Annotated in this window: 20 protein-coding genes; 12 read left to right on the top strand and 8 right to left on the bottom strand. The window is 72.0% G+C overall.

The genetic code is table 11. The features are described 5' to 3' along the window. Positions 1-68 precede the first annotated feature (68 nt). The 3 genes from ACGFZN_RS07130 to ACGFZN_RS07120 form a co-directional block, all read right to left on the bottom strand. Positions 69-881 (bottom strand): DsbA family protein, encoded by an 813-nt coding sequence (locus ACGFZN_RS07130; RefSeq protein ID WP_393857470.1) that lies wholly within the window; start codon positions 879-881, stop codon positions 69-71. A 131-nt stretch (positions 882-1,012) separates the two neighbouring features. Continuing rightward, complete coding sequence (locus ACGFZN_RS07125; RefSeq protein WP_393857469.1) at positions 1,013-1,702, bottom strand: hypothetical protein; 690 nt, start codon at positions 1,700-1,702, stop codon at positions 1,013-1,015. A 67-nt stretch (positions 1,703-1,769) separates the two neighbouring features. Next, positions 1,770-3,095 (bottom strand): DUF2252 domain-containing protein, encoded by a 1,326-nt coding sequence (locus tag ACGFZN_RS07120; protein ID WP_393857468.1) that lies wholly within the window; start codon positions 3,093-3,095, stop codon positions 1,770-1,772. A gap of 209 nt (positions 3,096-3,304) precedes the next feature. Here ACGFZN_RS07120 and dnaE point away from each other — a divergent pair, with 209 nt between their 5' ends. Further along, positions 3,305-6,844 (top strand): DNA polymerase III subunit alpha, encoded by a 3,540-nt coding sequence (gene dnaE, locus ACGFZN_RS07115; protein WP_393857467.1) that lies wholly within the window; start codon positions 3,305-3,307, stop codon positions 6,842-6,844. An 88-nt stretch (positions 6,845-6,932) separates the two neighbouring features. On the opposite strand, the gene ACGFZN_RS07110 is transcribed toward dnaE, so the two are convergent. Continuing rightward, a complete protein-coding gene (locus tag ACGFZN_RS07110; RefSeq protein WP_393857466.1) occupies positions 6,933-7,112 on the bottom strand; it encodes a hypothetical protein in 180 nt (59 codons plus the stop codon). A 224-nt stretch (positions 7,113-7,336) separates the two neighbouring features. Here ACGFZN_RS07110 and ACGFZN_RS07105 point away from each other — a divergent pair, with 224 nt between their 5' ends. The 4 genes from ACGFZN_RS07105 to ACGFZN_RS07090 all read left to right on the top strand — a co-directional run bounded on the left by ACGFZN_RS07105 (position 7,337) and on the right by ACGFZN_RS07090 (position 11,227). Further along, complete coding sequence (locus ACGFZN_RS07105; RefSeq protein WP_393857465.1) at positions 7,337-8,551, top strand: NYN domain-containing protein; 1,215 nt, start codon at positions 7,337-7,339, stop codon at positions 8,549-8,551. A gap of 100 nt (positions 8,552-8,651) precedes the next feature. Beyond that, positions 8,652-9,665: an ABC transporter ATP-binding protein gene (locus ACGFZN_RS07100; protein ID WP_393857464.1), complete on the top strand. Its 1,014-nt coding sequence runs from the start codon at positions 8,652-8,654 to the stop codon at positions 9,663-9,665. Between the two features lie 64 nt (positions 9,666-9,729). Then, complete coding sequence (locus tag ACGFZN_RS07095; protein ID WP_393857463.1) at positions 9,730-10,551, top strand: ABC transporter permease; 822 nt, start codon at positions 9,730-9,732, stop codon at positions 10,549-10,551. Between the two features lie 34 nt (positions 10,552-10,585). After that, complete coding sequence (locus tag ACGFZN_RS07090) at positions 10,586-11,227, top strand: AAA family ATPase (RefSeq protein ID WP_393857462.1); 642 nt, start codon at positions 10,586-10,588, stop codon at positions 11,225-11,227. Between the two features lie 359 nt (positions 11,228-11,586). Here the strand turns inward: ACGFZN_RS07090 and ybaK are convergent, their stop codons facing one another. The 4 genes from ybaK to ACGFZN_RS07070 form a co-directional block, all read right to left on the bottom strand. Continuing rightward, a complete protein-coding gene (gene ybaK / locus ACGFZN_RS07085; RefSeq protein WP_393857461.1) occupies positions 11,587-12,087 on the bottom strand; it encodes a Cys-tRNA(Pro) deacylase in 501 nt (166 codons plus the stop codon). 18 nt (positions 12,088-12,105) lie between these two features. Next, a complete protein-coding gene (locus tag ACGFZN_RS07080; RefSeq protein ID WP_393857460.1) occupies positions 12,106-12,846 on the bottom strand; it encodes an LON peptidase substrate-binding domain-containing protein in 741 nt (246 codons plus the stop codon). Between the two features lie 11 nt (positions 12,847-12,857). Next, the gene (locus ACGFZN_RS07075) at positions 12,858-13,916 is read right to left on the bottom strand and encodes a hypothetical protein (RefSeq protein WP_393857459.1); all 1,059 of its coding nucleotides are present in this window, start codon (positions 13,914-13,916) and stop codon (positions 12,858-12,860) included. A gap of 151 nt (positions 13,917-14,067) precedes the next feature. Next, positions 14,068-15,645, bottom strand: coding sequence for an oxidoreductase (locus tag ACGFZN_RS07070; protein WP_393857458.1), 1,578 nt, complete (start codon positions 15,643-15,645; stop codon positions 14,068-14,070). Between the two features lie 174 nt (positions 15,646-15,819). Here ACGFZN_RS07070 and hisD point away from each other — a divergent pair, with 174 nt between their 5' ends. Genes hisD through ACGFZN_RS07035 form a run of 7 tightly spaced genes read left to right on the top strand, consistent with a single transcriptional unit; the run spans position 15,820 to position 20,765 of the window. After that, positions 15,820-17,145, top strand: a complete 1,326-nt coding sequence (hisD, locus tag ACGFZN_RS07065; protein ID WP_393857457.1) for a histidinol dehydrogenase — start codon at positions 15,820-15,822, stop codon at positions 17,143-17,145. Continuing rightward, the gene (locus ACGFZN_RS07060) at positions 17,142-18,242 is read left to right on the top strand and encodes a histidinol-phosphate transaminase (protein WP_393857456.1); all 1,101 of its coding nucleotides are present in this window, start codon (positions 17,142-17,144) and stop codon (positions 18,240-18,242) included. Before hisD ends, ACGFZN_RS07060 begins: the two co-directional genes overlap by 4 nt. Before the next feature lie 3 nt (positions 18,243-18,245). Continuing rightward, positions 18,246-18,839, top strand: a complete 594-nt coding sequence (gene hisB / locus ACGFZN_RS07055) for an imidazoleglycerol-phosphate dehydratase HisB (RefSeq protein WP_030783530.1) — start codon at positions 18,246-18,248, stop codon at positions 18,837-18,839. Between the two features lie 4 nt (positions 18,840-18,843). After that, positions 18,844-19,008, top strand: coding sequence for a hypothetical protein (locus tag ACGFZN_RS07050; protein ID WP_393857455.1), 165 nt, complete (start codon positions 18,844-18,846; stop codon positions 19,006-19,008). After that, positions 18,999-19,643: an imidazole glycerol phosphate synthase subunit HisH gene (gene hisH, locus ACGFZN_RS07045; RefSeq protein WP_393857454.1), complete on the top strand. Its 645-nt coding sequence runs from the start codon at positions 18,999-19,001 to the stop codon at positions 19,641-19,643. Before ACGFZN_RS07050 ends, hisH begins: the two co-directional genes overlap by 10 nt. A gap of 4 nt (positions 19,644-19,647) precedes the next feature. Further along, positions 19,648-20,373, top strand: coding sequence for a bifunctional 1-(5-phosphoribosyl)-5-((5-phosphoribosylamino)methylideneamino)imidazole-4-carboxamide isomerase/phosphoribosylanthranilate isomerase PriA (gene priA, locus ACGFZN_RS07040; RefSeq protein WP_393857453.1), 726 nt, complete (start codon positions 19,648-19,650; stop codon positions 20,371-20,373). Next, positions 20,370-20,765, top strand: coding sequence for a RidA family protein (locus ACGFZN_RS07035; protein WP_393857452.1), 396 nt, complete (start codon positions 20,370-20,372; stop codon positions 20,763-20,765). The genes priA and ACGFZN_RS07035 overlap by 4 nt, the downstream gene beginning before the upstream one ends. Positions 20,766-20,771 lie beyond the last annotated feature (6 nt).

Here is a 20,771-nt window from a genome sequence, read left to right as displayed (position 1 = left end):
CATGAGCGGGCGAACTCCCAAAGTTCGCCCGCTCTTCACGCGGGGGCCGGTTTCCGCGGAGTTCCGGATCAGCCCTTCAGGGCCGCGTCGATGGCCGTGTTGAACTCGGCCACGGTCATCGGCGGGTTCTTTCCGTCGGAGCCCGTCAGCGTCTTGCCGTCCATCTTCAGGGTCGGGGTGCCCTGGATGCCGTCCTTGTCGAAGATCTTGGACTCCTCCAGCGCCCACCGGTCGTAGGTGCCGTCCTTGACCGCCTTCTGGAACGCCGCGTTGCCCTTCAGGGCGGGCACCGTGTCGGCGATCTTGATCAGGTAGGAGTCGTCCTTGAACTTGTCGTCGTTCTCGTCGGGGTGCCACTTCGTCGAGTACATCGCGGCCTTGTACTCGAGGAACGCCTCGGGGCTGACGTTGAGCGCGGCGCCCAGCGCGCTCAGGCCGTTCTTGGAGCCGACCCCGGGCAGGTTCTTGTCGAGGAAGGTGGCGCCGACGTAGCGCAGCTTGAACTTGCCGTCGTCGACGTCCTTCTTCACGGTCGTGCCCACCGTCTGCTCGAACTGCGCGCACACCGGGCAGCGCGGGTCCTCGTAGATGGTGAGGGTCTTCTTGGCGGTGCTCTTGCCTATGAGGACGGTCGTGCCGTCCGGGCCCGAGGTGTTGGCCGGCTTCACGAGCGGCTTGGTCTTCGCGGCGTCCCACCCGGTGGGCTTGTTGGCCTGGACGACGGCGTAGCCGATACCGCCGGCGGCGGCCAGCACGGCCACGACCGAGACGGCCACGATGATCTGCCGCTTGGCCTTGGCGCGCTTGGCCTGCCGCTCGCGCTCCTGGCGCAGCCGCTCCCGGGCCGCCGTCTTCGCCGTCTGGCTGTTCCGCTTGCTCATGGTGGTGATCTCCGTAGGGGACGCGCACATGCCGTGCGCGGGAAAGGTGTGGGGACTGGGGTGCTCGGTGCCGCCGTCCGGGCCGTGCGGACCGGCGCCGCGGAGCGGGGCCGCTCAGCAGGGGCGGGCGCTCAGCGGAGGGCGAGGGCGGGGGAGCACGGCGGTCCACGCCGTCCCAGGGAGTGCACGAGAAGCCGGTCGCGGGCGGCGGCCCGGCGCGGGGCCGGGCGCGGCAGCCGGCGCACCTGCGCCGGCCGCGCGGCGACCGAGGCCACCGCGAGCAGCAGCGGCCGGAAGGTGGCGGCGGCGACCGCGCGCAGCAGCTGCACCAGCGCCCGCTCGCCCCGGCCCAGCCAGGCGGCGGCGAGCAGGCCCACGCCGACGTGCGCGGCGAGCAGCAGCCAGGCGGCCGCCGGAGTGGCGTGCGCGAGCAGTGCGTCCGGGCGGCCCTGCGCCGCGGTCATCCGGGCCAGCGGGGAGCCGACGGCGCCGCCCTGGCACAGCACGTTGAAACCGAACGCGTGCAGCGGACCGGCGACCGGGCCGCCCGCCCGGCCGTAACAGGTGTTCTGGCCGGTGGTGAAGACGGTGTCGGCGGCCAGTTCCAGCGGGACCAGCAGGGCCGCGATCCGGCCGAAGCCGCGCTCGCGGCCCGCCAGCGCGTACGCGGTGACGAAGACCCCGGCGCAGACCGCCAGCACCGCCGCCACCGGCAGCGGGGCCCGGGACAGCAGGACGTGCGACGCGGTGCTGAGCGTCACGACGACAGCCGTGAACAGCGCCGCGCGCACGGCTCTGAGCTGGGTCCCGGATATGTCCATAACGAGAGAGAGTCTGGCACGTGGACGGGTAAGCGACCCTTAAAGGGTGCCTGTGAGTGTGCGGAGCTTACAGCCCCGGGATCCGGCCGTTGCGGAACAGGTCGACGAAGATCTGGTGGTCGGTACGCGCGCGTGCGCCGTAGGTGTGCGCGAAGTCCACCAGAAGGGGCGCGAAGCCCTCCTCGTCGGCCGCGATGGCCGCGTCGATGGCCCGCTCGGTGGAGAACGGCACCAGGGACTCGCCGGAGGTGTCGTCCGCCGCCGCGTGCATCGCCGCCGTGGCCCGGCCCAGGTCGGCGACGACCTGCGCGATCTCCTCCGGGTCGTCGATGTCGCCCCAGTCCAGGTCGACCGCGTACGGCGAGACCTCGGCGACCAGCTGGCCGGCCCCGTCCAGCTCGGTCCAGCCCAGCCACGGGTCGGCGTGCGCCTGCAGCGCGCGCTGGGAGATCACCGTGCGGTGACCCTCGTGCTGGAAGTAGCCGGCGATGGCCGGATCCGTGACGTGCCGGGAGACGGCCGGGGTCTGGGCCTGCTTGATGTAGATGACCACATCGTTCTCCAGGGCGTCGCTGTGCCCCTCCAGGAGGATGTTGTACGACGGCAGCCCCGCCGAGCCGATGCCGATGCCGCGGCGGCCGACGACGTCCTTCACGCGGTAGGAGTCCGGGCGCGCGAGCGAGGAGTCCGGGAGCGTCTCCAGGTAGCCGTCGAAGGCGGCCAGCACCTTGTAGCGGGTGGCCGCGTCCAGCTCGATGGAGCCGCCGCCCGGCGCGAAGCGGCGCTCGTAGTCGCGGATCTCCGTCATCGACTCCAGCAGCTCGAAACGGGTCATGGAACGGGCGGCGCGCAGGGCGCCCAGCAGCGGGCCCTCGGCGGTGTCCAGCGTGAAGGGCGGCACCTCGTCGCTCTTGGCGCCGGTGGCCAGGGCGTGGATGCGCTCGCGGTAGGCGCCGGCGTAGATCCGCACCAGCTCGGTGATCTGCTCGTCGCTGAGCGCCTTCGCGTACCCGATGAGCGCGACCGACGCCGCGAAGCGCTTCAGGTCCCAGGTGAACGGGCCGACGTAGGCCTCGTCGAAGTCGTTGACGTTGAAGACCAGGCGGCCGCCCGCGTCCATGTACGTGCCGAAGTTCTCCGCGTGCAGATCGCCGTGGATCCACACGCGCGAGGTGCGGTCGTCCAGGAACGGGCCACCGCGCTTCTCGGCGTCGAGGTCGTGGTAGAAGAGGCACGCCGTGCCCCGGTAGAACGCGAAGGCCGATGCCGCCATCTTCCGGAACTTCACCCGGAACGCGGCCGGGTCGGCGGCCAGGAGCCGGCCGAAGGCGGTGTCGAAGACGGCGAGGATCTCCTCGCCGCGCTGCTCGTCGTTGAGCCGGTGGACCGACATCGCTGGGTGCCTCCTGGTGCTTGCCTGCATGACCTGTACGACAGCGTTTCTGCCGTCTTCAACGGGCGACGCCACGCGGGAGTGCCCGGTTCCCGGATGAAGGTACGCGGGGAACCGGGCCGAGTGTCAGTGCCCGGGCATAGACTTCGACGCTGACCCCAGAACTGTCCGCCAGCCCGTCGCCGAGTGTTTCCCCCGGAGGCTCAACCGTGTCGAAGCCGCCCTTCACGCACCTGCACGTCCACACCCAGTACTCGCTGCTGGACGGTGCCGCGCGGCTGAAGGACATGTTCAACGCCTGCAACGAGATGGGCATGACGCACATCGCCATGTCCGACCACGGCAACCTCCACGGGGCGTACGACTTCTTCCACTCCGCGAAGAAGGCCGGAATCACTCCGATCATCGGGATCGAGGCGTATGTCGCCCCCGAGTCCCGGCGCAACAAGCGCAAGATCCTCTGGGGCCAGCCGCACCAGAAGCGGGACGACGTCTCCGGTTCCGGCGGTTACACCCACAAGACGATGTGGGCGGTGAACAAGACCGGCCTGCACAACCTCTTCCGGCTCTCCTCCGACGCCTACGCCGAGGGCTGGCTGCAGAAGTGGCCCCGGATGGACAAGGAGACCATCGCCCAGTGGTCCGAGGGCATCGTCGCCTCCACCGGCTGCCCCTCCGGCGAGGTCCAGACGCGGCTGCGCCTCGGCCACTTCGACGAGGCCCTGAAGGCCGCCGCCGAGTACCAGGACATCTTCGGCAAGGACAAGTACTTCCTGGAGCTGATGGACCACGGCATCGAGATCGAGCGCCGGGTCCGCGACGGCCTGCTGGAGATCGGCAGGAAGCTCGGCATCCCCCCGCTGGTCACCAACGACTCGCACTACACCTACGCCCACGAGGCGCAGGCGCACGACGCCCTGCTGTGCATCCAGACCGGCAAGAACCTCTCCGACCCCGACCGCTTCAAGTTCGACGGCACCGGCTACTACCTGAAGTCCACCGACGAGATGTACGCCATCGACTCCTCGGACGCCTGGCAGGAGGGCTGCGCCAACACGCTCCTCGTCGCGGAGATGGTCGACACCACCGGCATGTTCGAGAAGCGCGACCTCATGCCCAGGTTCGACATCCCCGAGGGCTACACCGAGGTCACCTGGTTCCAGGAGGAGGTCCGCCGCGGCATGGAGCGCCGCTACCCGGGCGGCGTCCCCGAGGACCGCCAGAAGCAGGCCGAGTACGAGATGGACGTCATCATCCAGATGGGGTTCCCGGGCTACTTCCTCGTGGTCGCCGACTTCATCATGTGGGCCAAGCGCCAGGGCATCGCGGTCGGCCCCGGCCGAGGCTCCGCCGCGGGCTCGATCGTCGCCTACGCCCTCGGCATCACCGACCTCGACCCCATCCCGCACGGCCTGATCTTCGAGCGGTTCCTCAACCCCGAGCGCATCTCGATGCCCGACGTCGACATCGACTTCGACGAGCGCAGGCGCGTCGAGGTGATCCGGTACGTGACCGAGAAGTACGGCGCCGACAAGGTCGCCATGATCGGCACCTACGGCACCATCAAGGCCAAGAACGCCATCAAGGACTCCGCGCGCGTGCTGGGCTACCCGTACGCGATGGGCGACCGCATCACCAAGGCCATGCCCGCCGACGTCCTCGGCAAGGGCATCCCGCTGTCCGGCATCACCGACCCCAGCCACCCCCGCTACTCGGAGGCCGGCGAGGTCCGCGCGATGTACGAGAACGAGCCGGACGTGAAGAAGGTCATCGACACCGCGCGCGGCGTCGAGGGCCTGGTCCGGCAGATGGGCGTGCACGCGGCCGGCGTGATCATGTCCAGCGAGACCATCACCGAGCACGTCCCGGTCTGGGTCAGGCACACCGACGGCGTGACCATCACGCAGTGGGACTACCCGAGCTGTGAGTCGCTCGGCCTGCTGAAGATGGACTTCCTGGGCCTGCGCAACCTCACGATCATGGACGACGCGGTCAAGATGGTGAAGGCCAACAAAGGCCTCGACATCGACCTGCTGTCCCTGCCGCTCGACGACCCCAAGACCTTCGAGCTGCTCCAGCGCGGCGACACCCTCGGCGTCTTCCAGTTCGACGGCGGCCCCATGCGCTCGCTGCTGCGGCTGATGAAGCCCGACAACTTCGAAGACATCTCCGCCGTGTCGGCCCTGTACCGCCCGGGCCCGATGGGCATGAACTCCCACACGAACTACGCGCTGCGCAAGAACGGGCAGCAGGAGATCACGCCGATCCACCCCGAGCTGGAGGCGCCGCTCAAGGAGGTCCTGGACGTCACCTACGGCCTGATCGTCTACCAGGAGCAGGTGCAGAAGGCCGCCCAGATCATCGCGGGCTACTCGCTCGGCGAGGCCGACATCCTCCGCCGCGTGATGGGCAAGAAGAAGCCGGAGGAGCTGGAGAAGAACTTCGTCATCTTCCAGGCCGGCGCCCGCAAGAACGGCTACAGCGACGAGGCCATCCAGGCGCTGTGGGACGTGCTGGTCCCCTTCGCCGGCTACGCATTCAACAAGGCGCACTCGGCCGCGTACGGCCTGGTGTCGTACTGGACCGCCTACCTCAAGGCGAACCATCCCGCCGAGTACATGGCCGCGCTGCTGACGTCCGTCAAGGACGACAAGGACAAGTCGGCGGTCTACCTCAACGAGTGCCGCCGCATGGGCATCCGGGTGCTTCCGCCGAACGTCAACGAGTCCGAGGCGAACTTCGCGGCCCAGGGCGACGACGTGATCCTCTTCGGCCTCTCCGCCGTCCGCAACGTCGGCACCAACGTGGTCGAGTCGATCATCAAGTGCCGCAAGGCGAAGGGGAAGTACGCCTCCTTCCCCGACTACCTCGACAAGGTCGAGGCCGTCGTCTGCAACAAGCGCACCACCGAATCGCTGATCAAGGCGGGCGCGTTCGACACCATGGGCCACACCCGCAAGGGGCTCATGGCGCAGTACGAGCCGATGATCGACAACGTGGTCGCGGTCAAGCGCAAGGAGGCCGAGGGGCAGTTCGACCTCTTCGGCGGCATGGGCGAGGACACCGGCAGCGAGCCCGGCTTCGGACTCGACGTGGAGTTCTCCCCCGACGAGTGGGACAAGACCTATCTGCTCGCCCAGGAGCGGGAGATGCTCGGTCTGTACGTCTCCGACCACCCCCTCTTCGGCCTGGAGCACGTCCTCGCCGACAAGGCCGACGCCGGCATCGCGCAGCTCACCGGCGGCGAGCACGCGGACGGCGCGGTCGTCACCATCGGCGGCATCATCTCCGGCCTGCAGCGCAAGATGACCAAGCAGGGCAACGCCTGGGCCATCGCCACGGTCGAGGACCTCGCCGGCTCCATCGAGTGCATGTTCTTCCCGGCGACCTACCAGCTGGTGTCCACCCAACTTGTCGAGGACGCCGTGGTGTTCGTCAAGGGGCGCCTCGACAAGCGCGAGGACGTGCCCCGGCTCGTCGCCATGGAGCTGATGGTCCCGGACCTGTCCAACGCGGGCACCAACGCACCCGTGGTCCTCACCATCCCGGCGGTGAAGGTGACCCCGCCGATGGTCAGCCGCCTCGGCGAGATCCTCAGCCACCACAAGGGCGACAGCGAGGTCCGCATCAAGCTCCAGGGCCCGCGCAAGACCACGGTGCTGCGTCTGGACCGGCACCGGGTCAAGCCCGACCCGGCGCTCTTCGGCGACTTGAAGGTGCTGCTCGGCCCGTCCTGCCTGGCCGGCTGACCCGTCACCGCGAGCACCGCCCGATCACACGCGAAGGGGCGCACCCGACAAGGGTGCGCCCCTCCTGTGTGCCGGGCTTCAACTGCCCTTAGTTGTGGCCGAAGCTCTTCCGCTTCTTACCAGCAGCATCCGCGGGGCTGCCCGCGACGCCCGCCATCGGGGACTCGTGCTCCTCCGCCGACGGACGCTGTGCGCGCTCCTGAGTGTGCTCGCTGTGCTGAGCGCGGTTCTGCGGGCCAGCCTGCTTGCGGTTCTTGTTCTTGGCCATGGTGATCTGCCTCCTGTGGGGGATCTAGGGGCCAGGGCCGGGACCAGATTCACATACGCTGACATCAGGCGCATGTCGGATAATTACCGTGTGTGACAGGGCAGGTGGGCGAGCGGGCCCCGCAAACGCCACGCCGAAGATCGAGTTCGGGCCGTTAACCCCCGCGCGGTCGGGCAGACTCGAAGGAAGTCGGAAGCAAACCTGCCGGGAAGAGGGTGAGTCGCGTGGACCGCTGCATCGTCCTGGTGGACGCCGGGTACTTGCTGGGAGCCGCCGCCAGCCTCCTCGCCGGTGAGCCCTCGCGGTCCCGGATCACCGTCGACCACACCGCACTGATCCAGGCACTGCGGGTACGCGCCGAATCGGAGACCGAGCGCCCGCTGCTGCGCATCTACTGGTTCGACGGCGCCCCGGACCGGGTCCCCCAACCGGAGCATCGCCGGCTGCGCGTGATGCCCCGGGTCACCGTCCGGCTGGGCGCCCTCACCCGCAGCGACGGACGCTGGGCCCAGAAGGGCGTGGACGCCGCCATGCACGCTGAGCTGACCGAGCTGGCCCGCAACCGCGCCTGCTCCGACATCGTCCTCGTCACCGGCGACGGCGATCTGCTGCCCGGCATGATGGCCGCCAAGGAGCACGGCGTCGCCGTCCACCTGTGGGCCGTACAGGCCGCCGACGGCGACTACAACCAGTCCGAGGACCTGGTCGCCGAGGCCGACGAGCGGCGCGTGCTGGACCGCGCCTGGATCACCCAGGCCGTCCGCGCCAAGGAACTGACCGGCGTCTGCGCCCCGCCGCCCGAGCCCCGGCCCGAGATCGCCGCGATCCTCTCCGCGCCGCTGCCCGAGTCGGCGCTGGCCGCGGCGGCCGAGCAGCCGGCCGACCAGGGCGCGCCCCGGCCGGCCGCCGCCACGGAGAACGGCACGCAGGAGCGGGCCGCCGCCCACAAGGGCGTCCCCACCCCCAAGGACCTGGCCGCGCTGCGCGCCCCCGGCGCCCAGCCCGCCCAGCACCCGGCGACCGCCACCCTGCGCTGGTCCTCCGACAAGGGCTGGGTGGACCGGCCGGGCGTCGTCGCCGAGCCGCCCGACGTCGCCGCGATGCCGACGCTGGCCCAGCTCACCACCGCCGAGCAGCGGTGGGCCGACCGCGAGGAGGACATCACCACGGTCGGCGGCGACCCCTACGAGGTGGGCCAGGTCTTCGCCCGCCGCTGGATGTCCCGGCTCGGCGACCAGAGCCATCTGCAGAAGCTGTCGCAGATGTACCCGCGCATCCCGCACCGCATCGACGGGGAGCTGCTGCGGTACGCCGCGCGGTTCGGGCTGCTCGCTCACAAGGACGACCAGATCGACGAGCACGACCGTTACGCCATTCGGGCGGGCTTCTGGCGGGAGATCGACGTGCCGGCGGCCGCGGAGAGCGCGACGGGGGAGTGACCCGGAGTTCCCCACCGGCCGGGCCGGGCTTCTTACCGGTCACGTACGGAAGACGCCCCAAAGGCGAGTAAAGGGTCCCGACCCCGTACCCTCGTCCCTTGTGAGTACGCGCGCGGCACAGGCACTTCGGCAGGACGAGGTCGTCCGTGTGCGCGGGCTCGGCAAGACCTATCCGGCTGTGAAGGGCCGGCGCGGCGCGCCCGGCACCCCCGCGGTGCGGGCCACCGACGGCGTCGAGCTGGAGGTGCGGCGCGGCGAGGTCTTCGGACTGCTCGGGCCGAACGGAGCCGGCAAGTCCACGCTCGTCCGGCAGCTCACCGGGCTGCTGCGGCCGGACACCGGCAGCATCGAGATCCTCGGGCACGACATCGTCCGGCACCCCGAGCGGGCCGCGCGCCTGCTCGCCTACCTGGGCCAGGAGTCGTCCGCGCTGGACGAGCTGACCGTCTCCCTCGCCGCCGAGACCACCGGTCGGCTGCGCGGCCTGGACGCGGCGCGGGCGCGGGCCGAGCGGGACGCCGTACTGGAGGAGCTGGGGCTCACCCCGATCGCCGGGCGGGCGCTGAAGAAGCTGTCCGGCGGGCAGCGCCGGCTGGCCTGCTTCGCCGCCGCCCTGGTCGGGGAGCGGCCGCTGCTCGTGCTCGACGAGCCGACCACCGGCATGGACCCGGTGGCCCGGCGCGCGGTCTGGGCGGCCGTGGACCGGCGGCGCGCCGAGCGCGGTACGACCGTGCTGCTCGTCACCCACAACGTCATCGAGGCGGAGACCGTGCTGGACCGGGTCGCCGTCATCGACGCCGGCCGGGTCATCGCCTGCGACACCCCGGCCGGCCTGAAGGAGCAGGTGGCCGGCGAGGTGCGGGTCGAGCTGGTGTGGCGGGAGCGGGCGCCGCTGGAGGTGCCCGAGGTGGCCGTGCTGCGGGAGCGCGCGGTGGAGTCCGGCCGGCGCTGGACGCTGCGGCTCGCGCCCGAGGAGGCCCGTGCCGCCGTGGCCACCGTGACCGGCGGGGCCGCGTTCGCCGCCCTGGACGACTTCACGCTGGCCACGCCCAGCCTGGAGGATGTCTACCTGGCGCTCGGCGGAGCGGTCCGGCAGGGACTGGTGAAGGCGTGAGCGCGCGGGGTGCCGTATCCGTATGGGTGGGGGCGGCCGCCGTAGGGAAGGGGAGCAGCTCGTCGTGAGTGTCGTACCCGTGGAGGTGCTGCCGGGCGGCGGCCGGGTCGTGCCCGAGCCGGCGCGGGACGCGGCGGAACTCGCTCCGGCCGCGCGGCTGTGGCCGTCGCTGGCGGCCGTCTACCGGGCGCAGCTGTCCCGGGCCCGGGTGGCGCGGATCCCGCTGCTGTTCGTGGCCACCTTCCAGTCCGTCGGCATCACCGTGATGATGCGGGGCGTCGTCGACAGCACCGGGGAGGCCCGGTCCGTCGTGGCGGGGTCGTCGGTGCTGGTGGTCGCGTACGTGGCGCTGAACCTGCTGGCGCAGTACTTCGGGCAGCTGCGGGCGAGCGGCGGGCTCGACCACTACGCCACGCTGCCGGTGCCGCCGGCCGCGGTGGTGCTGGGCGCGGCGGCGGCGTACGCCTCCTTCACCGTGCCGGGGACGCTGGTGACGGCCGTCTTCGGATGCGTGCTGTTCGGGCTGCCGCTGGGCGGTCTGTGGATCCTGCTGGCCGTGATCCCGCTCGCCGGGGCCGCGCTGTCCGGGCTCGGCGCCGCCTGCGGTCTGCTCGCCCCGCGGCCCGAGCTGGCGACGCTGCTCGGCCAGCTCGGCATGTCGGCGGCGCTGCTGCTGGGCGTGCTGCCGGCCGACCGGATGCCGGAGATCGTACGGCTGGCGCGGGATCTGCTGCCGTCGACGTACGGTGTGGAGGCATACGCCCGGACCTTCGGGGCACACCCGGACTGGGCCGTCGTCCTTGTCGATCTGGGGGTGTGCGCGGGTGTCGGAGTCGTCTCGCTGGCCGTGGCGACGTGGGCGTACCGCAGGGCCGCCGTCCGGTGACGCGGCGCACAGCACGACCTGGCACGATGTCAGGGTGACCGCACCGTTGACTCCGCCTACGCCGCCGCACGACCAGTCCCCGCACGACGTCCGGCAGGCCCCGCCGCCCGCCGGTGCCGCCGGGGGCGTGTACGAACAGGACGGCCCCGGTATGAAGACCGAACTCCGGGAAGCCGCCGTGATCACGGTGGCCGTGGCGTTGGGCGGGGTGCTGCTCGGGCTGCTGTGGTGGTGGCTCGCGCCGCACGTGCCGCTGGTCGGCGACCAGTCCGGCGGGAGCTGGGTCGTGTATCTCAAGGACAGCGAGGGCGAGCAGGCGGTGGGGGTGGACGGCACGTTCACCCTGCTGGGGCTGGGCTTCGGGCTCGTCAGCGCGGTGCTGGTCTTTCTGCTGCGGCGGCGCGGGGGAGTGCCGCTCGTGGTGGCGCTGGGCCTCGGCGCGCTGCTCGGGTCGCTGCTGGCGTGGCGGCTCGGGGTGTGGCTCGGGCCCACGACCGACGTGCTCGCCCATGCCAAGCAGGTGGGCAAGGGCGTCACCTTCTCCGCGCCGCTGAAGCTCTCGGCGAAGGCCGCGCTGCTGGCGTGGCCGCTGGCCGCCCTGCTGGTACACCTCGGCCTCACGGCCCTGTTCGGCCCCCGCGACCCCGAGCCGCCGTACCCCCAACAGCAGTCCTAGAGCCCGCCCGGCTCTTCCGGCCCGTCGCGCGGCAGCAGGCCCGGCGCGCCGGGCTCTTCCGGTCCGCCGCGCGGCAGCATGTCTAGGGCCTGCCGGGCTCTTCCACCCCGCGGCACCACAGAAGGCCTGGCGCGCCGGGCTCTTCCGGTCTGTCGCCCGACAGCAGGCCAAGGGCCCGCCTGGCTCTTCCATTGGCGTGGGCGTCCCCTACCCCTAAAGGAGCCCCCGCTCGCCGCAGTCCCCCGCAGGGGCGGCCCCCGGCCCCCTGCCAGCCCCTGCTGGCCTGAGTCCCCGGCGTGGGTGGCGCGCCCCTTACAGCCCCCCTCCTGCCGGCCCCGCTCGCCGCAGGCCCCGGTGGGTCAGGGGCGGCCGATCGGGGCCAGTACCGCGTCGGTCAGCTTGGTCAGGTCCTGCGGTGACAGTTCGACCTCCAGGCCGCGGCGGCCCGCCGAGACGCAGATCGTCTCGTGGGCCTCGGCAGAGTCGTCGAGGACCGTCGGCAGCCGCTTGCGCTGGCCGAGCGGGGAGATGCCGCCGCGGACGTAGCCGGTGGTGCGCTCGGCCAGCGTCGGGTCGGCCATCGTGGCCCGCTTGCCGCCCACCGCCGCCGCCAGGGCCTTGAGGTCCAGGGAGCCGGAGACGGGGACCACGGCCACGGTCAGGGCGCCGTCGACGTCCGCGACCAGGGTCTTGAAGACGCGGTCGGGGGAGACGCCCATCGCCTCCGCCGCCTCCTCGCCGTAGGAGGGGTGGGCGGGGTCGTGGTCGTAGGCGTGGACCGTGAAGGCCACGCCGGCCGCCGACAGGGCGACCGTCGCGGGGGTGCCGGCGGACTGCTGCTTCTTCGGCTTCTTCGCCATCGGTGAGTGCTGGGCCCCTCAGTTCAGGCTGGTCGGCGTCCGCGTCAGCTCGGACGCGGGCAGTGACGGCAGGCTACGGATGATGGCCGTCTCCGCGCGAAGGAGTTTCAGCTCGTCGCGCAGCCGGGACGCGGTGTCGGGAGCCTGCAGCAGCCGCTGCTTCGTCGGCGTGTCGTGCATCATCGCCGCCGCCACCAGGTACGACACCACCGACGGGTCGTCGGGCAGGTCCGCGCCCGCGGACAGCGAGCGCTCCCGCGCGCCCGCGAGCCGCTTCTGGTACTGGCGGAAGGAGCGCAGCACCCCCTCGGCCAGCGCGCCCGCCTCGTCGCCCGGCTCCTCCGTGAGCTCCTCCAGCTCCGCCGTCAGGAACGGGCCCGACGCGTCGACGGACAGCAGCCGCACCCGGGTCGTCCCCGTCGCCAGCACCTCGAAGGTCCCGTCGGCGCGCTCCCGTACGGTCGCCGCGTCCGCCACGCAGCCCACCCCGTGGAAGGCCTTCACCGGGTCCGGGCCGAAGCCCGCGGCCGGTCCCCGCTCGGGCTGCGCCGTGGGGTCGGGCATGCCGGGGGCGCTCGGCGCCACCTCGTGGCCGTCGCGGATGGCCACGACGGCGAACCGGCGCGGCTCGTCCTCCGGTGTCTTGAGCAACTCGCGCATCATCGCGCGGTAGCGCTCCTCGAAGACGTTCAGCGGCAGCACGAGTCCCGGGAACAGCACGGTGTTCAGCGGGAAGAGCGGAAGACGGACGGTGGTCACGACGCCCCAGCCTAGTGGTCACCGGCGCCCGTGTGTCCGCCGCGCCCGCCGAGCGACGCCGCGGGCCCGCTCATCAGGCCCGCCAGCGCCGCGGGCACCGCCTGCCGTCCCGGCGTCAGCAGCTGGTCGCGCACCCGCAGGAAGTGCCCGAGCGGGTCCTCGGAGAAGCGCTCCCAGGGGAACGACGTGGCGTACGGGCCGATCAGCCGCAGCTGGGCGCGGGCGTCCTCCCAGCGGTCCAGGCGGATCAGCAGGTACAGCAGCTTGTTGCGGATCGGCGCGGGCCACGGGTCGGCCGCCGGGAAGCGGGCGGACAGCGCGAGCGCCCGGTCGGCCGCGGCGTCCAGCCGGGCCCGCGGGATCCCGGAGCCGCCGCCGGTCAGGTAGCCGAAGGCGGCCCGGGCCGGCAGGGCCTGGACGAGTGAGTCGGCCGGGGCGTCCTGCGCGGCCCCGTCGGCGAAGTCGAAGCACTCGCGGTGGGAGCCGCGCCAGCTCGCGGCGAGATAGCGCAGCGCGGCCACGTGGCAGCCGTAGTGGTGCGGGGCACGGCGGACCGCCGCCGCCCACAGCTCCTCGAAGTACCGGTGCCCGGCGCGCGAGCCGCGCGCGTGGTCCAGGGCGATCCGCCAGGGCACCGGATCGCGGTCGTCGGCGCGGGCGGCGGCGGTGATCAGCGGGCTCGCCTCGCGCAGCAGCTCGGCCCGGGCCGGCGACACCCAGGCGCGGTCCACCGCCAGCTGCGCCCCGACCAGCAGGACCCCGGGATCCTCGGGGGCGGCGGCGCGCCAGGCGTCGAACCACTCGGGGCGGGAGCGGGCGAAGGCGGCCAGGTGCCGGACGTACCGGTCGTGGTTCTCCCACTCGGCGCCGGCGCGGGTGACGGCGAGCAGCCCGGCGGCGGCCGGGTACTCGCCCCGGCCGGCCGCGACCAGGGCGGGCGAGAGACGGTCGTCGGGGGCGTCGAGCAGGACCTCGTCCCCGGCGGGCGCGGGGCCGGCCGGGCGGGTGAAGCGTCTGCCCATCCGAGTGGGGCGGATGAACGGGGGGAGCGCAACCATCGTGCCGACCATTGAAAGTCCGCAGGTGGGCGGCGCGCCAGAGGCTTCCGGCAAGTAATGGAAAGTTGTACGACAGACGGTCAAGGACCGGTAAAGGTGAGGGTGCAACCTTTGTCACGACTGTGAACGTGCGCCCCTCCACCCTCACCGGCCCCGCCGGCGCTCAGCTCCGGCGCAGCAGCCGGGTCGCCCCCGCCGCCACGGTCGTCGCCAGGATCCAGCCGAGCAGGATCATCGCGGCCGCAAGCCACTGCCAGCCGCCGCTCAGCTGCCACTGGCCGGCCTGGCCCAGGTCGATCACCGGCAGCAGCAGGTCCAGCGTGAACAGGGCCGGGCTCCAGGCGGGATGGGAGTCGTGGTTCGTCGGCGGATGCCCGGCGTGCGCGAACGCCAGCGTGCCCGCCGCCCACAGCACCGCCATCCACACGGCGGCCCGGCCGGGCCGGTAGCCGTAGGCGACCGTCCAGTCCTGCACGTACCCCCAGAACTTCCCGGCCAGCGGAAGCGTCTCGCGGCGCCGGCGCTGCTTGGCGAGCAGCACCTCCCGCGCGTCCTCGTCCTCGCCCGCCGCCCGCAGCACCGCCGCCAGGCGCTCGTACGGCTCCGGGGCGTACTCGGCGGTGGCCGCCGCCACCCAGTCCAGCCGGCCGGTGAGCGGGAACGGGCCGCGCGGCACGAGGTTCTCGTAGACGAAGCCGCCCATGTGCAGATTGCCCGGCCCCGGCCAGCTCGCCGCCCGGTCCACCAGGTTGACGATCCTCGCGCCGGACAGCACCACCTTGCCCCGCTGCGGCCCGTCGCCCAGGAACCGCAGCTCCGAGGCGTGCACCCGGCGCAGGGACAGCTCCTGGTCGTCGGTGAGGGTGAACCGGGCCCGCTCGAAGTCGACCGCGTCCCCGAACCGCCCGTCGTCCAGGCGTATCCCGCCCCGGCAGTCGAAGCGCTGGATCCGCGTCCCGCGCGCCGGTGTCGTCCCGCTCAGCAGGGGGCTGCCCACGCCGGCCGGGGTGAGGTACAGGGTCCGCTCGACGGTCAGCTGCGGGGCGTTCAGGGCGTAGCGCGCGTACGGGTTGTCCAGGCTCGCCCCGCGCAGGCTCAGCGACACGCCGACCTTGGCGCCGCGCAGCCGCAGCTCGCCGTGCGACTGGAGCATCTCCGCCTGCAGGTCCTGGCCCACACTCACGCCGTCCCCGGAGATCGACCGCCCGCTGCGGTCGCGGTACACCACCGCCTCGTTGAGCAGCAGGTCGGTGCCTATGTGCGCGTCCGTCAGCCGCACCCCGCTGCGGAAGCGGCAGCGCGGCAGATGCAGGTCGCCCTCGGTGTGCACGCGGGCCGCCTCCAGCCGGGGCACCGCGCAGTCCACCAGGCGCAGCGTGGTGAACCGGGCCTCCGGCAGCAGCACCTCGTCGTCGAAGCGGCAGCCGCGCAGCTCGACGTACGGCCGTACCGTCCCGCCCGACAGGTCCAGCTTGCCGCTGATCCGCACGCCGGCCAGCTTCAGCGACGACACCCGGCCCGCGAGGGCCGGCGGGCCGTCCAGCAGCAGCCACGCCACCGTCCGCGCCCGCACGGTGCGCTCCGGACCCCACGGGTGTCCGCCGTGCGGATCGTCCACCACGGCGTCGCCGCAGCTCAGGTCGTACACACTGCCGTTGCGGAAGGCCTGCCACATGCCCGCCTCCGCCGCGGTCAGGTCGTCCGGCAGGTCCCCGGCCGCGAAGCCGGCCTCCTCGGTCACCTCTGTCGTCTCCCGGTCCCCGTGCCATGCTGTGCTTTCGTACAGCCGTTCATGCCCGCTGGGTCACGTCCGCAACACTGCGGGTGAAGACGATCTTCCAAGTCGCGCCACGTTCTGTATCAGCCATTGATACGCGCCACCGGCTCCGGACGGCGGTCTGAGAGTATTGAGACTGTGATTTCCCGAATCGATCTGCGCGGCGACGCCCTTCCCGAGGGCCTCGCCCTGCGCGACCTGCTGCCCCGAGCCGACTTCGACGTGTCGACCGCCCTGGAGAAGGTGCGTCCGATCTGCGAGGCCGTGCATCATCGGGGCGACGCGGCGCTGATCGACTTCGCCGAGAAGTTCGACGGAGTACGGCTGGAATCCGTCCGTGTCCCGGCCCAGGCCCTCACCGACGCGCTCGAGGCCCTCGATCCGGCCGTGCGCGCCGCGCTGGAGGAGTCCATCCGCCGCGCCCGCCTGGTCCACCGCGAGCAGCGCCGCGGCACCCACACCACCCAGGTCGTCCCGGGCGGCTCGGTGACCGAGAAGTGGGTGCCGGTCGAGCGCGTCGGGCTGTACGCGCCGGGCGGCCGGTCGGTCTACCCCTCCTCCGTGATCATGAACGTCGTACCGGCCCAGGAGGCCGGCGTCGGCTCCATCGCGCTCGCCTCGCCGGCGCAGGCAGAGTTCGGCGGGCTGCCCCACCCGACCATCCTGGCCGCCTGCGCCCTGCTCGGCGTGGACGAGGTCTACGCCGCGGGCGGCGCCACCGCCGTCGCGATGTTCGCCTACGGCACCGAGTCCTGCCCGCCGGCCAACATGGTCACCGGCCCCGGCAACATCTGGGTCGCCGCCGCCAAGCGCTTCTTCACCGGCCGGATCGGCATCGACGCCGAGGCCGGCCCCACCGAGATCGCGATCCTCGCGGACTCCACCGCCGACCCGGTGCACGTCGCCTCCGACCTGATCAGCCAGGCCGAGCACGACCCGCTCGCGGCGGCCGTCCTCGTCACCGACTCCGTCGAGCTGGCGGACGCGGTGGAGCAGGAGCTGCAGCCGCAGGTCGCGGCCACCAAGCACGTCGACGACCGGATCGTGCCCGCCCTGAAGGGCCGGCAGTCCGCGATCGTCCTGGTCGACGGCATCGAGGAGGGCCTGCGGGTGGTCGACGCGTACGGCGCCGAGCACCTGGAGATCCAGACCGCCGACGCCGCCGCGGTGGCCGACCGGGTGAAGAACGCGGGCGCGATCTTCATCGGCCCCTGGGCCCCCGTCTCCCTCGGCGACTACGCGGCCGGCTCGAACCACGTCCTGCCCACCGGCGGCTGCGCCTGCCACTCCTCGGGCCTGTCCGTCCAGTCCTTCCTGCGCGGCATCCACATCGTGGACTACACGAAGGACGCGCTCGCCGAGGTCGCCCACCACGTGGTGACGCTGGCGGAGGCGGAGGACCTGCCGGCGCACGGCGCGGCGGTCAAGGCACGTTTCGGGTGGAAGGTTCCTGAAGGCAAGTGACCAGGATCGACGATCTCCCCGTACGGGACGAGCTGCGCGGCAAGTCCCCTTACGGCGCGCCCCAGTTGGACGTCCCCGTACGGCTGAACACCAACGAGAACCCCTATCCGCTGCCCGAGCCGCTGGTCGAGCGGATCGCGGAGCGGGTGCGGGAGGCCGCCCGCGGCCTGAACCGCTACCCGGACCGGGACGCGGTGCAGCTGCGCACCGAGCTGGCCAAGTACCTGACGAAGACCGGCAACCACCCGCTCGGCGCCGAGAACGTGTGGGCGGCCAACGGCTCCAACGAGGTCATCCAGCAGCTGCTGCAGACCTTCGGCGGACCGGGCCGTACGGCGATCGGCTTCGAGCCGTCGTACTCGATGCACGCCCTCATCGCACGGGGGACGGGCACCGGCTGGATCTCCGGTCCGCGCAACGAGGACTTCACCATCGACCTGGCGGTCGCGGAGAAGGCGATCGCCGAGCACAAGCCGGACGTCGTCTTCGTCACCACCCCCAACAACCCCACCGGCAACGCCGTTCCGCCCCGGACGGTGCTCGCGCTGTACGAGGCGGCGCAGGCGGCCAAGCCGTCGATGGTGATCGTGGACGAGGCCTACATCGAGTTCAGCCACGGCGCCTCCCTGCTGCCGCTGCTGGAGGGCCGCCCGCACCTGGTGATCTCCCGCACGATGTCCAAGGCGTTCGGCGCGGCGGGCCTGCGCCTCGGCTACCTCGCCGCCGACCCGGCGGTCGTGGACGCCGTGCAGCTCGTCCGGCTGCCGTACCACCTGTCGGCGATCACCCAGGCGACCGCCCTGGCCGCGCTGGAGCACACCGACACGCTGCTGGGCTACGTCGAGCAGCTGAAGGCGGAGCGGGACCGGCTGGTCGCCGAACTTCGCGCGATCGGCTACGAGGTCACCGAGTCCGACGCCAACTTCGTGCAGTTCGGCCGGTTCCCGGACGCCCACGAGGCCTGGCGGAGGATCCTCGACCGGGGCGTCCTGGTCCGGGACAACGGCGTACCGGGGTGGCTGCGGGTGTCCGCCGGCACCCCGGAGGAGAACGACGCGTTCCTCGACGCGGTACGGGAACTGAAGAAGGAGCTGTAAGGCATGAGCCGCGTTGGACGCGTGGAGCGCACCACCAAGGAGACCTCCGTCCTGGTCGAGATCGACCTCGACGGCACCGGCAGGACCGACATCGCCACCGGCGTCGGCTTCTACGACCACATGCTCGACCAGCTCGGCCGGCACGGTCTGTTCGACCTGACCGTGAAGACCGACGGCGACCTGCACATCGACTCCCACCACACCATCGAGGACACCGCCCTCGCGCTCGGCGCGGCCTTCAAGCAGGCGCTCGGCGACAAGGTGGGCATCTACCGCTTCGGCAACTGCACGGTCCCGCTGGACGAGTCCCTCGCCCAGGTCACCGTCGACCTGTCCGGCCGCCCCTACCTCGTGCACACCGAGCCCGAGAACATGGCGCCGATGATCGGCGAGTACGACACCACCATGACCCGGCACATCCTGGAGTCCTTCGTCGCCCAGGCGCAGATCGCGCTGCACGTGCACGTGCCGTACGGGCGCAACGCGCACCACATCGTGGAGTGCCAGTTCAAGGCCCTCGCCCGGGCGCTGCGCTACGCCTCCGAGCGCGACCCGCGCGCGGCCGGCATCCTCCCCTCCACGAAGGGCGCGCTGTAGAGCCATGAACAGCACCTCGTCCCTGCTGATCCTCGTCGGTCTGTTCCTGGTCGGCGGCATCGTCTCCTTCGTCAAGCAGAAGATGCCCGCGAGCCTGATCGTCCTGCTCTCCATCGGTGCGGGCCTGTGCCTGGTCGCGGGCGTCATGCGGCTGGGGGTGTGGAATTGACCGGCAAGAAGGTCGTGGTCTTCGACTACGGCTTCGGCAACGTCCGTTCCGCCGAGCGCGCCCTCGCGCGGGTGGGCGCCGACGTCGAGATCACGCGTGACTTCGACGCGGCCATGAACGCCGACGGACTGCTGGTGCCCGGCGTCGGCGCCTTCGCCGCCTGCATGCAGGGCCTGCGCGCCGCGCGCGGCGACTGGGTGGTCGACCGCCGGCTGTCCGGCGGGCGCCCCGTCATGGGCATCTGCGTCGGCATGCAGATCCTCTTCGCGCGCGGCATCGAGCACGGCGTGGAGGCCGAGGGCCTGGACGAGTGGCCCGGCACGGTCGAGCCGCTCCAGGCCGAGATCGTGCCCCACATGGGCTGGAACACCGTCGACGCCCCCGCCGGCTCGGAGCTGTTCGCGGGCCTCGACGCCGACGCCCGCTTCTACTTCGTGCACTCCTACGCCGTCCACGACTGGCGGCTGGAGGCCCACAACCCCCGGATCGACGCCCCCAAGGTGACCTGGTCGACGCACGGCAAGCCGTTCGTGGCCGCCGTGGAGAACGGCGCCCTGTGGGCCACGCAGTTCCACCCCGAGAAGTCCGGCGACGCCGGCGCCCAGCTCCTCACCAACTGGATCGGAACCCTGTAGAGACATGGCCAAGCTCGAACTCCTCCCCGCCGTCGACGTCCGCGACGGCCAGGCCGTACGCCTCGTGCACGGCGAGTCCGGGACCGAGACCTCCTACGGCTCCCCGCTCGAGGCCGCCCTCGCCTGGCAGCGCTCGGGCGCCGAGTGGCTGCACCTGGTCGACCTCGACGCGGCCTTCGGCACCGGCGACAACCGCGAGCTGATCGCCGAGGTCACCCGGGCGATGGACATCAAGGTGGAGCTGTCCGGCGGCATCCGCGACGACGCCTCGCTGGCCGCCGCCCTGGCCACCGGCTGCACCCGGGTCAACCTGGGCACGGCCGCCCTGGAGAGCCCCGAGTGGGTCGCCAAGGTCATCGCCGAGCACGGCGACAAGATCGCGGTGGGCCTGGACGTGCGCGGCACCACCCTGCGCGGCCGCGGCTGGACCCGCGACGGCGGCGACCTCTACGAGACGCTGGACCGCCTGAACAAGGAGGGCTGCGCCCGCTACGTCGTCACCGACATCGCCAAGGACGGCACCCTGCAGGGCCCCAACCTGGAGCTGCTGAAGAACGTGTGCGCGGCCACCGACCGCCCGGTCGTGGCCTCCGGCGGCGTGTCGTCCCTGGACGACCTGCGCGCCATCGCGGAGCTGGTACCGCTCGGTGTCGAGGGCTCCATTGTCGGGAAGGCGCTGTACGCGAAGGCGTTCACCCTGGAAGAAGCACTGGAGGCAGTGTCGTCATGACATCCGAAGCCGTGCGGCGTGTGCAGAGCGGAAGTCCCTGGGAAGAGAGTTTCGGTTTCGCACGGGCCGTCGCGGCGGGCGACCGGGTGCTGGTGGCGGGCACGACGTCCTTCCGGGGCGATGTGCTCTACGGCGAGGGCGACCCGTACGAGCAGGCCAAGGTGGCCTTCACCAGCGCCCTCGAGGCGATCGGCGAGTTCGGGCTCGGCGTCGGCTCCGTCGTCCGCACCCGGACGTACCTGACCCACGCCCGGGACGTGGACGCCGTGGGCCGGGCGCACAAGGAGATCTTCGACTCCGTGCGCCCGGTGTCGACCCTGCTGGTCGTGGAGGGGTTCGTCGATCCGCGGATCCTGGTCGAAGTAGAACTCGAAGCATTCAGAGGAGCCTGAGCAGTC

The sequence above is a fragment of the Streptomyces sp. NPDC048192 genome (genome assembly GCF_043202415.1).
Lineage (GTDB): Bacteria > Actinomycetota > Actinomycetes > Streptomycetales > Streptomycetaceae > Streptomyces.
This window is presented reverse-complemented; position numbering and strand designations above follow the sequence as displayed.

Excerpts from the sequence above, each read along its gene's own strand:
- ACGFZN_RS07130 (WP_393857470.1), bottom strand. The coding sequence starts at position 881 with ATGAGCAAGCGGAACAGCCAGACGGCGAAGACGGCGGCCCGGGAGCGG.
- ACGFZN_RS07125 (WP_393857469.1), bottom strand. The coding sequence starts at position 1,702 with ATGGACATATCCGGGACCCAGCTCAGAGCCGTGCGCGCGGCGCTGTTC.
- ACGFZN_RS07120 (WP_393857468.1), bottom strand. The coding sequence starts at position 3,095 with ATGTCGGTCCACCGGCTCAACGACGAGCAGCGCGGCGAGGAGATCCTC.
- ACGFZN_RS07110 (WP_393857466.1), bottom strand. The coding sequence starts at position 7,112 with ATGGCCAAGAACAAGAACCGCAAGCAGGCTGGCCCGCAGAACCGCGCT.
- ybaK (WP_393857461.1), bottom strand. The coding sequence starts at position 12,087 with ATGGCGAAGAAGCCGAAGAAGCAGCAGTCCGCCGGCACCCCCGCGACG.
- ACGFZN_RS07075 (WP_393857459.1), bottom strand. The coding sequence starts at position 13,916 with ATGGTCGGCACGATGGTTGCGCTCCCCCCGTTCATCCGCCCCACTCGG.
- hisB (WP_030783530.1), top strand. The coding sequence starts at position 18,246 with ATGAGCCGCGTTGGACGCGTGGAGCGCACCACCAAGGAGACCTCCGTC.
- ACGFZN_RS07050 (WP_393857455.1), top strand. The coding sequence starts at position 18,844 with ATGAACAGCACCTCGTCCCTGCTGATCCTCGTCGGTCTGTTCCTGGTC.
- priA (WP_393857453.1), top strand. The coding sequence starts at position 19,648 with ATGGCCAAGCTCGAACTCCTCCCCGCCGTCGACGTCCGCGACGGCCAG.
- ACGFZN_RS07035 (WP_393857452.1), top strand. The coding sequence starts at position 20,370 with ATGACATCCGAAGCCGTGCGGCGTGTGCAGAGCGGAAGTCCCTGGGAA.